The sequence below is a fragment of the Dysgonomonas sp. HGC4 genome (genome assembly GCF_001261715.1).
Lineage (GTDB): Bacteria > Bacteroidota > Bacteroidia > Bacteroidales > Dysgonomonadaceae > Dysgonomonas_A.
Map to the genome: position 1 here is coordinate 20,866 of NZ_CVRU01000100.1, position 13,486 is coordinate 34,351.

Below are 13,486 nucleotides of genomic sequence, written 5' to 3' on the forward strand. Positions count from 1 at the left end.
CGAAAGGGTTTTGAGCAGAATCTCCACACCTACGCTACGCTTTTAAGATTAAGCTTCACTTCGGGTAGTATTCTCCTCAAAAGGGTTGTCTTATTCATTCTCCACCATTAGAGGGGTGTTTACCGATTAAAAAAGGAAAAAAATATGCAGTGTGGAGGGGGCTTTCGGGGGGTTATTCGAATGTGCTACGGTAGTGTTCATCCAACAACTTTTGAATATCGGACTCTCGATACAAAGTTTTGCCGCCTAACTCAATATACGATATTTTTCTATTCGTCCTATAATCTTGAAGTGTTCGGCGGCTGGCTTTCAACCTTTTCGATACTTCCGCATCGGTTAAGAACCGTTTGCCGTTCAAGGTTGGTCGGTAATCTTTGGTATAATTTTCGATGCTGTCCAACATTCATTCGATGGAGTGAAAGAACCCTTTGATTCGTTCATTCTCCTTGGTAAGGATTTCGCTCATGCTATTTCTGTTTTAGTTTGTTAATGACTTTTTCGACATCTTCAGGCTTGTAGAACACCTTGTGATTAATTTGCATATAAGCCAGTGTACCGTTGTCTCGATGTGTTTGGAGAGTACGTTTGCTGATGTTGAGAATCTGACAAACATCCTGATTGTCCAACCAGCGGTGTAGGCTCTTATCCTGCCTTTCGCAGATTTTCTCTACTCGCTGGGCAAATGCCTCAAGGCGACTTATCATTGCTTTGAAAGTTTGGGCTTCTATATTTACAATTTCCATTCATTTATAATTTTATTGGTTTATATTTTCATTTACTATTCAGCTACTCCAAATTTAAGATGGCGTGTCTACCCGTGCGTAAACCTTGGTACATACGGTAAGCTGGACGATGGGATATCAAAGCATAGTTCCTTTGGTTGTCAAATAGATGTCATTCGGACAAAAATAGGTAACGCTATTTAAACAGTTATTATTTTCCTTTATTATTAATTTGTATTTATAAATTATTGGCATTTGATATATGCCTGAATCCTTTAGAGTAGGATGATGTTTTTATTATTTTATTTTGCTTTATATCCTTTTTGTACAGGTCGTTGTCTGTTTTTTTTAATTACTATAAAGAGAACAAACCGATTGATTAAGTGAATTATTCACTGTTTTATTGATAATGTACACGTTTATTTTTTAGTGAGATTAGGGACGTTGATTGTCTGCGAAGATAGTTCGTTCTGTTTTTATTCAAGTTAGTTCCTGTTATCAGGATCAATCTGGGGAGATAAGATCCTGATAACAACTAAAAGGTTGATTTATAAGTTCCATGTAATAGAAAACCTCTGTATTTATTTTTTTAACGTTCAGATTCTATAAGTTTTATGCACAGAGAAATTACTCTATGCTTATAATGAGATTTACAGCAAGATAAAAGTCGATATCAGTGAATTTGTATTTATTTATATTATTAATCTAAAAATTATGAAAAGACAAATCTTATCTTTTTGGGTCTTAGTATTAGGAGGGATTATTTTAGCTCCTTCAAATATCTATAGTAATCCCTCGGGTATTTATGTAAATGAGATTCAACAGCAAAATGTATTAAAAGGTACTGTAAAAGACGACAAAGAATCGATAGTCGGAGCATCGGTGATAGTCAAAGGAAATTCAGCTATTGGTACGATAACCGATTTGGAAGGTAATTTTGTATTGTCGAATATAAAAAAAGGAGATATTATCCAAATAAGTTTCATGGGATATGTGCCTCAGGAAATCGTATATTCAGGGCAAGAAAACGTGCAAATCAAACTCGTCGAAGATTCGCAAACTTTGAATGAAGTAGTTGTTACCGCTTTAGGTATCAAACGCGACACCCGGGCTTTAGGTTATGCCGTTAGCACGGTAAAAGGGGATGACCTTATCAAATCCGGGGTGACAGCTAATCCTATTTCTGCTCTTTATGGAAAGAGTGCTGGTGTGGGTATTCAATCTACATCAGCGGGACCTATGGGTGGAATGCAAATTAAAATTCGTGGAGCAGCTTCTATGAATCCGGATCAATCAGTACGTCCGTTATTCGTGGTAGACGGGGTACCCATGGCGGATAGTGAGTCAAGTATGGCTAGTCGTGGGTATGACCCATTGAATTCATTCGATTATGGTTCGGGTATCAATGATATCAATCCGGACGATATCGCTTCGATGGAGATACTCAAAGGAGCCAAAGCCTCTGTGTTATATGGCGAAAAAGGAGCAAATGGCGTAGTGTTAATTACCACCAAAAGCGGTTCAGCTGGTAGAAAAGGATTAGGTATCGATATATCTTTCAACCACGAATGGGAAAAACCGGTATCTTATATCGATTTCCAAAACGAATATGGCAGTGGAGTCAATGAATATGACATCGTTACTGAAGGTGATATACGCAAAACAGTAAGTAGTCGCTATAATTTCGGACCTAAATTTGATGGTTCACCTATTTCATTCTTTGACGGTTCTACTCGTACATACAATCCATATGACAACAACTATCTAGATTTATTTCAAACCGGACAATCCAATAATGTGTCAGTAGCTGTAACATCAGCCGGAGAAAGAGGGAATGCGCGTTTTGCTTATACTCGTTACAACTATGATGGAACTATGGCAAATCAGACACATGAGAAAAACTCGTTGAGTTTCAACGGTTCATTCAAGGCATCTGATAAATTAACTTTCGATTTTACAGAAAATTTGTTTATTACCGAAACAAAAAATCGTCGCCCCAATATTGCAGGTGTAATCGCTTATGGAGCTTTTAATCGCGATTACGATCTTAAGACCGCAATGAATAGTTATAAAGATGAACATGGATATATGTATACAGCCGAAGAATATACCAACCAAGGTTGGCCGGCTGCATTCTCTGAAGGTAACAGATTCTTCGATATGTTGTGGAACAACAACGAAAATCGAAATACTGATGCCAAACATCACTCCATAACCTCTGTAAAAATGAACTTACAATTCTTACCATTTATGGCCATGAAGTTACAGGGTGGTTTGGATTACACTTCGACTGACTATACTAAACAGGACAAAGTAAAACGTTATAATACGACAAAAGGTGAATGGGAAGGCGGTAAATTCCAATTTGCAAATGAAAAATCATTAATTCAAAATTATGAAGCATTGCTGACTTTCGATAAATCGAAAATGTATAAAAAAATGGATTTGTTTGCATTCGTTGGAGGTTCTTACCGTAAAGATGAGTATACTAAGGTTGGCGTAGGAACATTAGGTCACTTTCTTTACCCGGATTACTGGTCTCTGAAAAATATCAGTGAATGGGGGACAAGTTATGACGATCGTATCGCTAACTACAGGAGTGAAGGTGACTTGACTTATAGTGTGTTTGGACAAGCGACTCTTTCTTGGGATCGAATTTACTATTTGGAATTCCAGGCACGTAACGACTGGTCTTCTACTTTACCGAAACAAAACCGGTCGTATTTTTATCCAGGTATTTCGTTTACTTATAATTTTACAGAGAATGTCGAAATTCCAAAAGTTAATTACGGTAAATTTCGTCTGTCTTGGGCTGATGTCGGACGTCCTGCACCTCGTTATTATGCTCTAAGAAATTATACTGTTGAATCATTACCAACTCCAAATCTGGGGGTTAACGATGTAACAGGTCCTACCGATTTATTATCGGGAGATTTGAAATCGGAACGCAAACGTGAGTTTGAAGCTGGATTCAATTTGAAGATGTTTAATCAAGACCGCTTGGAAATTGATTTTTCAGTATATAACAATACTGTTTATAACCAAATTATGGGGGTAAATCTTTCTCCGGCTACGGGATATTCTAAAATTAGAATCAATGCAGGAGAAGTACGCAATACAGGTATTGAACTTATGTTGAAAGTTGCCCCACTAGTAGATAAGAATTATCGCTGGGACTGGATATTTACTTTGGCTCGTCAATGGGATAAAGTGGTGAAATTATATCCGGGCATTCCTTCCAATAACCGCTCTACTAATGGTGTGATCATCAAAGATAAAGAAGGTGAACCGATGGGACAAATGTATATGCAAGATTATTTAAAAGATAGTAATGGCAATAGAATTGTCGGTGCGAATGGGCTGTATTCTGTTACTGGTGATGAAATCGCTGTCGGAAATATCCATCCGGATATGTTTGGTGGCATCTCCACGAATTTTGGTATGACCGGCAATTGGGGTGCAGCAGATCTTTCAATTGGTCTAGACTACAGATTAGGTGGGGAAATATTATCTTACTCTAATTTCTACCTGAAAGGGAATGGATTGTCTAAAGAATCTTTAAAATATCGCGATACTGCCCATGAAGGTTTGATTTATACCGATGCTGATGGTAGAGAACGCCATGATGGATTGATTCTTCCGGGAGTAAAAGCTGATGGTTCAGCGAATGATAAGATTATTTCTGCTTATGACTATTATGCGTCTTTCAATCATGATATGTCCAGCGGATGGCAACCAGATGAAATCAAAACAAATAATTATCTAAAAGTTAGAGAAGTCGCTTTAAATTATACATTTCCTGCTCACATTACAAGTGCCTTGAGAGTACAACGTTTGGGAGTAGGACTTACAGCCCGTAACTTGTTCTATATCTATAAGTCGATTGGTAACATTGATCCGGAAGGGGTTTTAGGAACCGGTAATGATAGTTGGATTGAAAACTCTGGTTATCCATCAAGCCGTACTTTCGGATTGAGTATCAAACTTGGATTTTAAATTAAAAAATGAAGAAAAAATGAAGAAAATATATTATATAGCATTAATTTTCCTTTTTGGAGGAATGATGATTTCTTGTGAAGACAAATTAGATGACGAGTATAATAATCCGAATGACTATACCCCGGCCTCAGAAGAGGTTGTATCCGGATTGTTTACTCATTTGGAAAAAACACGCTTTTGGCAGAAAGATTATGGCGAATGGTATTGGATGTATACCGACTTCGATGGTATGCCGGCACTTATCCAGTTGATGGCTGGCCGCAACAATATTGCTTCTAAAACTGTAAATGGTCCGGATGGAAAACCTTTAAAAAACTCTTTTGGAACCGATAGCCTCGTTTGGAATACTCTAAATCCGGTCTATAATAGTCGCTTTGCGGATATTAACTACGGTGATCCAACCCGCGCTATTGGTGGAGGTACAAATAAAGAAGATCGTAAACGGTTTGACTATTTCTATACTAATTTGACAAATTATGCACTGATCCAATTAGAAGTATCCCAATCTTCAGGGACTAATTATGACAATACTGTTGTTTATGCCCGCTTAGCAACTATTTTGAAAGATATAGTGGCTTTGCAAACCGTAGATTTGTTTAATAAAATACCTTATAAAAAAGCATTTAAAGGAGCTGAAGCCGTATTCTTTACTCCTTATGATGATCCAAAAGAAATCTATCACTCGGTAATAGAAGAATATGCGAAAATTGCTCAGGAATTACCTGACCTTTATGCAAAGATGTCTGAAACGTCTAAAACGACATTTAACAAGCAAGATTTATTCTTCAAAGGTGATATCAACAAATGGGTACAATATGTAAATGCACAAATCTTGCGTTCTTGTGTACGTATTTCAGGTGTGGATGCAGATTATGTGAAACCATTTTTGGCTGAAGCGATTAAAAATCTGCCACAAGAAGACTTTACTTTTGCAGGAAGGGAACTCAATCAATGTCGTTGGGGTAGTAGTGGTAATGGTGGTATCTATCAACGTGGTATTTATGATTCTTGGGGTGCTTGCTTTGCTATTCCTGATGTGATCCTTGCACGTATGAACAGAGGTTCTGTGAAATACGAAGTAGGTAAAGATGACCCTCGTTTACCAGTTATCGCCATGGGTTATACGCCTACGGGTGATGCTGACGATGTGGAATATTATGGCATGTCGGGTAATTATATAAGAAATACACAAATAATGCTTGACACTATAACCAAAGGTATTTCATTGTTGGGTGAACCTGTTCGTAAAAATATCTACCCACAAGATGGGCAAGATCGAAATACGACTAAAAAAGCCATACATCTTCGTAATCTGAGCGGAGGTACACCTGATGAATTTGTCAAAGGTACTCCATGGACGTATTACAATCCGGTTACTTATGTTGTGAGTGAAACGCCGTTTAATATAGAAACACGCTCGGAAATTGATTTATTTCTAGCCGAAGTGGCATTAAAGAATCTGGCTTCTACAGGTAAATCGGCTGACGATCACGTTCAAGATGCTGTATTACATTCGGTTGATTATTGGTATATGATCAATGGTTCAGGTCCGGATTCTTATATTACTGAAAAAGTTGAGTTTTCAGATTTGGCTAAAGCAATCTTGAAGCCGACAAAAAATTCTGCGGCAGCGGCACAGTATGCAGGTATTATCAAAGATGATTTTGCTAAGGCAGCCGGGGAAGACGGCAAGATGGAAATCATCATGCAACAAAAGTATATCCACTTGAACTTGCACGGTCCTTACGAATTGTTTGCGGAATTGCGCCGTACGCGTCATCCACGATTGGAACCTATCACTAGTTATGCGAGTGGAGCTTTGAAGGGCACTCCTGCATTGAATAATGCGACAATGGTATTTGAACGCTACCGTTATCCCGATTCAGAGCGTGCTAATAATGCGGAAGAATTTGCTAAAGTGGCAGCAGATGACAATTGGACTACTCCTATCTTTTGGGCTAACAAATCATCAGAACTATATTTCTTGCCAAAGGCTATAAAAGATAATTAATTCTTTTTGTCGAATTTATAAAAAATAACCGGAGGATGGTCTTCCGGTTATTTTTGTTTTGATTATAATGCTTTATGATTTCGTTGATTGTTTATCTAAAACAAGTATAAGTTGATTTAATAATATGTCACAGAATAAGTCTTTTTGTTGCAAATTTGTGTAAATCTCACTTTAAGTTATCAATAAAAGTCTATGACATTTTGTAGTGTATTATTATTTTTAGTTTGTCAATAATTAATCGTATAGAATTTACATAATTACGATTAAGACTATCTCTAATGGATAGATAATCATGGGTATAATTTTATGAATACATTATTGGTTGATATTTGATGTTTTTATTTCTATTTTATGCCATTTAGTTTCCAAGATTGATAAGTCAGTTTTCAGATCTGAATCATCCATCTGCATAGATTCACCTTCTCTGGTATATTCCTGCATAAACTTTCTCTAAAGCTCTCGTTTTGATTTTAGATCTACTCTGGCATATAATACTGTTGTTTGAACGGATACCCCAATATATATCTTATATTTACTTCTGCTTGTAGAAGATGCATTGCTTTGGAGTGCCTTAGAGAGTGGATAATTCCCCCCAAGCAAGCAAAACAGAATATAGAACACAAACATGTAACACACTTAAGATGAATCAATTTTCATTAAATATCAGTTTAAAAAAAATCAAAACAAGGTGAAATTATGCAGTATTTCTGTTACTAAACCACATGTTCAGAAAAAGAATTACAAGAGAAGCTTGTTACTCATTTATAGTTATTATTTTCATCTAGATAAAAAAATAGTATCATGTATCACTACATAATACTATTAAACATAGCTGTACCAGAGGAAAATGTTAAACAAGTATACCCAAAATAAACGACAACGATTTAGGGTAAATTATGAAGTATTCCGGAACAGCTAAATATATTAGAGCTTAAAAAAAATACTAAAAAACTATTCATACTATCATAAATGAAAGAATATAAGTGATCTTTCTGTAATTTAGCGCTTATTCCCCTAGGCATTTTAATAACCATCAGATCTCACCATGAGGCATTGAATGTTTGAATAGATCAGAAGGCCGACTCCATATTTTCCTCCATTACTTTCTTTAATAGTCTTGATTATCTTTAACATCTGGAGATAAATATCAAATTATTTACCAGCTTCAGCGTCTCTAATCATTTTTTCGTTTGGATGAATATATATTTCCACACGACGGTTTTGAGCTTTACCTGCAGAAGTGTTGTTGTCAGCAACTGGTTCTGTAGATCCCATACCTGCTGAAGTCATACGATTGCCTGCAACACCTTGTTGTAAAAGGAAGTTATAAACGGCTTGAGCACGTTTTTCAGATAGTGGGTTATTGATTGCGTCAGAACCTGAACTATCGGTATGACCTGTGATATTGATATCTGTATCAGGATTGCTCTTCAATGATATAGCAAACTGACTAAGTGCGTTTTGTGATGCCGAATTCAATGAGCTAGAGTTTGTTGCAAATAATATACCCGATTCGAATGTTACTTTGATAGCTTGTCCATCATTAACAGATTCTACCTGAGCACCATTTATTTCTTCTAGTTCTTTCTTTTGCTTATCCATTTTGTTACCGATGATTGCACCAGCTCCACCGCCTACAACGGCACCTATACCTGCACCCCAAGCAGCACCTTTGCCACCACCTAGAATTGCACCTATACCTGCACCTAATGCACCACCTGCACCTGCGCCAACACCTGTACCTTTAACTGTATTGCTTGCTCCACAACTTGATAATAATAATGCTGCGGAAAGGGCTAGTGCCCCAAAAATGTTTCTGTTCATAATCAAAATATTTTTATTTTAATTTTCTTACTCGAAAATGTCTATGGACTCGCAATATGCCAGTTCTCCTTGTATTATAAATGTGATTTCATCAGCAGTGAAATCCTTCAGTTTGTCTTTCTTAGTATTTTTAAGAACAAACGCAGTTAACTCATCTTCATCAATGTCGATGATTTCGTCGTCGGGTGAGCCTTCGTCTAACAAACCTTTGTCTTCGTAAAATTCGTATATAATATCAATGATGTAATTAATTTCATCATTAGAAAATTTGCCTTTCAATTCTTGAGGAAGGTAGTTCTGTATATATTTTACAGCATCATCTTCGTCATAACCTATTGGATCTACTTCAGCACTCATATGATATTTTATGTTTAAATTTTTATGTCTAATTTTATAACAATTGATTATGATCAATGTTCACGTAACTTAGTATTATAAGTAGCTTTCGACTGTTTAGTATTTTATTTCTTAGTTATAACGAGCAGTTGCTCTAGTTATTATCAAAGGAATAAAAAATCTCATATTTCGAAAGATATATTTACTTCTTGGTTGCTTTAGTTTTCTTTTCTTTAGCTTCCTCTTCTAATACTTTTTTCTTTTTCTCGGTTACTTTGGTCTTTTTCTTTTCTTTTTTCTCAACCTTGGCTTTTGTTTTGCTTTTGGTTGTTTTGATTATCTCCATACATTCTTTTAAGGTAAGAGTTGTTGCATCTACTGTTTTTGCAATCTTATAATTCTTTTCCTTATATGCTATGTACGGACCGTAGCGACCATTAAGTATCTGAACCTCGTCTTTACCACCTTTGCCTTCTTTTCCTTCGAAAATTTTGATGACTTTTTCTCTGTCCTGTTTTCTTTTAGCTTCGATAAGTTCAATAGCCTCTTCTTGAGTTATTGTATATGGATCGGCATCTTTAGGCAATGATATAAACTTACCATCGAAACGAACATAAGGACCAAATTTACCGATAGAGGTAGTCAGCTCTTTTTCTTCGTATTCTCCGATAGAGCGAGGCAGATCAAATAGCTTGATAGCTTCTTCTATGGTTATTGTTCCTAACGACTGACCTTTGCGTAGAGACACAAATCGAGGTTTCTCTTCATCGTCTTGAGTTCCTAATTGAATCATAGGACCAAATCGACCGATTTTTGCCGAAATCTGTTTTCCTGTTTTTGGGTCTGTACCCAAAATACGTTCACCTACTTTGTGATCTTCGTGAGTATTGAGAGCTTCCTCTACAACGGGATGGAATTTCTTGTAGAAACGATCAATCATATCCGTCCATACCTCGGCACCTACTGCTACGTAGTCAAATTCTTTTTCTACATCCGCAGTAAAGTTGTAATCCAAAATACGAGGGAAGAATTCAGTCAGATAATCATTTACAACTATTCCCGTATCAGTTGGTTTTAGTTTATTCTTATCCGCACCTGTTTTTTCGGTTTTGATAGCGTCTGTTATTTTGCCTTTCTTCAAATGCAAAACATTGTATTCGCGATCTGTACCTTCTATGTTTGTTTTCTCAACATATTCTCTATTTTGAATTGTTGAAATTGTTGGTGCATAAGTTGATGGACGACCTATTCCTAGTTCTTCAAGCTTTCTTACTAAAGAAGCCTCCGAGTATCTGGCAGGGCGTTGAGTGAAACGTTCTGTTGCAGTAGATTCTTTCAAATCCAGAATGTCCTTACGCATGATTGGAGGTAGCAATGTGCTCTCTTCGTTATCCGCAGGTTCGTCATCTGTACTTTCAAGATATACACGAAGAAATCCGTCAAAGGTGATAACCTCACCGCTTGATACGAATTTTACATCTTCATCATCAAAAATATTGATTGTAACAGTTGTTCTCTCTAGTTCCGCATCAGCCATTTGAGAGGCAATGGTGCGTTTCCATATAAGCTCGTATAGCTTTTGCTCTTGTGAAGTACCCGTTGTTTGGTGGGCATTCATATAAGTGGGACGTATAGCCTCGTGAGCCTCTTGTGCTCCCTTGGATTTAGTCGAGAACTGTCTTGTCTTAACGTATTTTTTGCCGTATGCGTCTCCAATTTCAGCTTTCGAAGCATTGATAGCCAAAGCCGAAAGATGCACAGAGTCGGTACGCATATAGGTAATCTTTCCCGATTCGTATAGCTTTTGGGCTACCGACATGGTTTGTGATACCGAAAATCCCAATTTACGAGCAGCTTCTTGTTGAAGTGTAGATGTTGTAAATGGTGCGGCAGGCGATTTTTTTGCAGGCTTGGTTATAACGCTGTCTATGGTATAAGCGTTGATATCTTTGAGCCTGTTTAAAAACTCAAGAGCTTCCTCTTTAGTTTTTAATCGCTTATTTAATTCTGCATTTATCTGATAAGGTGTATCTCCTTCTTTTTTCAGGAAAGTAGCTTGTACACGATATGCTGCTTCACTTTGGAAAGCTTCAATCTCGCGTTCTCTCTCGGTAATAAGTCGTACAGCTACCGACTGTACACGTCCCGCAGAAAGGGCAGGTTTAATTTTTCTCCATAATATTGGAGATAATTCGAAACCTACAATACGATCCAGTACACGGCGTGCTTGCTGAGCATTAACCAAGTCTCTGTTTATTCTTCGTGGATTTTCTATCGCGTGAAAAATAGCATTTTTGGTAATCTCGTGAAAAGCAATTCTATGATATTGCTTGTCCCTTAAGCCCAAGGTTTCGTATAAGTGCCACGAAATAGCTTCTCCCTCGCGGTCTTCATCGGAAGCCAACCATACAACATCAGCTTTATTTACCGCAGCTTGGAGTTCGGATACCAATTTTTCTTTATCTGCCGGTACTTCGTATAGGGGTCTGTAACTATTTGCTAAATCAATACCCAAGTCTTTTTTCTTGAGATCACGAATGTGCCCGTAGCTGGACATCACTTTGTAATCCTTGCCCAAAAACTTTTCTATTGTTTTTGCCTTAGCAGGAGATTCCACTATAACTAAATTTTTCTGCATTCGATGTTATTTTTTTGTATTCATACAATGAAACGGCAAAAGTAATCAAATTGTTTATTATATAAGCCGTTTTTTCTTATTTGTAAAAAAATCGGACACCATCTCAATTGATTAACATTATTTTGTTTGGTCGATTGGATGGTGCTGTTTTTTTCTATTACGTTTTCATCTAAGGTAGCTATAATATCTGAGATTCGATCTTATAATCGTTCCTCCCAGCCGAGTTTCTCGAGATCAGTTCGCCTATAAATCCGGCGAGAAAAAGCTGCGTACCCAATATCATTGTAGTAAGCGATATATAAAAGTAAGGAGAGTCTGTAACCAGCGCATAGGGCATACCGTGACTCATGGCATACATCTTGGATGCTCCTACCCAAATAACGGAAATAAGCCCGATGAAGAACATAAAGCTGCCCATTAGTCCGAAAAAGTGCATAGGTTTACGTCCGAAAGCCGAAAGAAACCATAAAGTAAGCAGATCGAGATAGCCATTAAAAAAACGGCTGATACCAAATTTACTGCTGCCATACTTTCTGGATTGATGGTGTACAACCTTTTCGCCAATACGGTTAAAGCCTGCAATTTTTGCCAGATAGGGTATATAGCGGTGCATATCGTTGTATATCTCTATGTTTTTTACTACATCTATACGATATGCTTTCAAGCCGCAATTAAAGTCGTGCAGATTTATACCTGATACTTTGCGTGCCGTTGCATTGAATAGTTTGGTAGGCAGGGTCTTGGTTATGGGGTCGTATCGCTTCTTTTTCCATCCTGATACCAGATCGTACTTTTCGTTGACGATCATATTATACAGTGCCGGAATTTCTTCGGGACTATCTTGAAGATCGGCATCCATAGTGATAATTACATCGCCTTGCACCATCTCAAAGGCACAATGTAATGCGGGCGATTTGCCATAATTGCGGCGAAATTTGATTGCTTTTACATTGGGCGACTTTTCTCTCAATTCCTTTATCACCTGCCACGATCTGTCGGTACTTCCGTCATCCACAAATATTACTTCGTAAGAGAAGTTGTTTTCGGTCATAACTCGCTCTATCCAACTGTATAGTTCGGGTAACGATTCGTCTTCGTTATATAAGGGGATGACAATTGATAAATCCATAACTTAGATATTTTTATGAGGGTAGTTGTTTTTCGGGCGTGATACGAAATATCCGAGTACTAAAGCCAGAAAAAGTGCTATGATCATGTTTTGAATAATAAAAGAGACAATATAATATACTGCTCCGTATGAAAAAATAGTATCTAACTGACTCATGTATGCTTCGGGTAGATGCATTTGGCTGAATAACTTGTAGATTTCCTCGTTCATCTGAGTAACTATACCGGGGTTTATCACCAGTAGGTGAAGGCTGGTAATTACTGCTTCGAAAAGTGAAGCTAGAGCGAAGATGAGGAGAGTAAACAAAATGGCTTCTCCATACATAATATGTCCCTTCAGTTCTTTGTCCCTATATCTGCATAGTAACGCATAAGCGATAAGGGGTGTACCAATGCTTAGAATACTATTGATGTATTTACTTATTTCGGCATATTCGCCACCTATAACAAACAAATACTTGAATATCCAGAATATCCCTAATGGTATTGCGTAATTCATGGCAGTAGATACCATGCTATTTTTGTTTTCGCTCATATTTTTTAATGGGTTTCAGGTCTTCTGATTCCTTGGCTTGTATATTAATCCAAAGAATATTATGATCTGAACATGCAAATTTATTATTTAAAACCACTCTTTATAAAGTCATTTTCGATCCTGTATAATGTTTTTGATAAACGATTTTAGTTGGGCGAATAACTGTTGATACTGCAAATTATTGAACAACTAATTATTTGTATTTACGATTCAACTCGAAAAATAACCCTGTGACCTTATGACAATGCGAAAGTAGCAAAAAAAGAGTAGATATAAACAAGGTGCTATTACTT

9 protein-coding genes and 2 pseudogenes are annotated in these 13,486 nt (G+C 37.0%); 2 read left to right on the forward strand and 9 right to left on the reverse strand.

Translation table 11 applies throughout. The features are described from left to right. Positions 1-172 precede the first annotated feature (172 nt). Together HGC4_RS09980 and HGC4_RS09985 are read right to left on the reverse strand one after the other, a co-directional pair. A pseudogene (locus HGC4_RS09980) lies at positions 173-466 on the reverse strand (helix-turn-helix domain-containing protein). Between the two features lies 1 nt (position 467). After that, entirely contained in the window at positions 468-743 is a 276-nt protein-coding gene (locus HGC4_RS09985) for a helix-turn-helix domain-containing protein (protein ID WP_050709991.1), read from the reverse strand. A 693-nt stretch (positions 744-1,436) separates the two neighbouring features. Here HGC4_RS09985 and HGC4_RS09990 point away from each other — a divergent pair. Together HGC4_RS09990 and HGC4_RS09995 are read left to right on the forward strand one after the other, a co-directional pair. Further along, on the forward strand, positions 1,437-4,718 hold the full coding sequence (locus HGC4_RS09990) for a SusC/RagA family TonB-linked outer membrane protein (protein ID WP_050709992.1): 3,282 nt from the start codon (positions 1,437-1,439) through the stop codon (positions 4,716-4,718). Positions 4,719-4,737: 19 nt separating this feature from the next. Next, complete coding sequence (locus HGC4_RS09995) at positions 4,738-6,732, forward strand: SusD/RagB family nutrient-binding outer membrane lipoprotein (RefSeq protein WP_157258232.1); 1,995 nt, start codon at positions 4,738-4,740, stop codon at positions 6,730-6,732. Between the two features lie 315 nt (positions 6,733-7,047). On the opposite strand, the gene HGC4_RS19095 is transcribed toward HGC4_RS09995, so the two are convergent. The 7 genes and pseudogenes from HGC4_RS19095 to HGC4_RS10020 all read right to left on the reverse strand — a co-directional run bounded on the left by HGC4_RS19095 (position 7,048) and on the right by HGC4_RS10020 (position 13,193). Continuing rightward, a complete protein-coding gene (locus HGC4_RS19095) occupies positions 7,048-7,173 on the reverse strand; it encodes a hypothetical protein (protein WP_255349828.1) in 126 nt (41 codons plus the stop codon). Further along, positions 7,148-7,313, reverse strand: a pseudogene (locus HGC4_RS19100) (integrase); the annotation flags it as partial. The gene HGC4_RS19095 and the pseudogene HGC4_RS19100, both read right to left, overlap by 26 nt. Before the next feature lie 571 nt (positions 7,314-7,884). Then, complete coding sequence (locus HGC4_RS10000) at positions 7,885-8,556, reverse strand: YiaD family glycine zipper/OmpA-like lipoprotein (RefSeq protein ID WP_050709994.1); 672 nt, start codon at positions 8,554-8,556, stop codon at positions 7,885-7,887. A 27-nt stretch (positions 8,557-8,583) separates the two neighbouring features. Next, a complete protein-coding gene (locus HGC4_RS10005; RefSeq protein ID WP_050709995.1) occupies positions 8,584-8,913 on the reverse strand; it encodes a hypothetical protein in 330 nt (109 codons plus the stop codon). Between the two features lie 181 nt (positions 8,914-9,094). After that, a complete protein-coding gene (gene topA, locus HGC4_RS10010; RefSeq protein ID WP_050709996.1) occupies positions 9,095-11,530 on the reverse strand; it encodes a type I DNA topoisomerase in 2,436 nt (811 codons plus the stop codon). 178 nt (positions 11,531-11,708) lie between these two features. Next, the gene (locus HGC4_RS10015) at positions 11,709-12,659 is read right to left on the reverse strand and encodes a glycosyltransferase family 2 protein (protein WP_050709997.1); all 951 of its coding nucleotides are present in this window, start codon (positions 12,657-12,659) and stop codon (positions 11,709-11,711) included. A gap of 3 nt (positions 12,660-12,662) precedes the next feature. Further along, entirely contained in the window at positions 12,663-13,193 is a 531-nt protein-coding gene (locus HGC4_RS10020; RefSeq protein ID WP_050709998.1) for a DUF4199 domain-containing protein, read from the reverse strand. Positions 13,194-13,486: the final 293 nt, after the last annotated feature.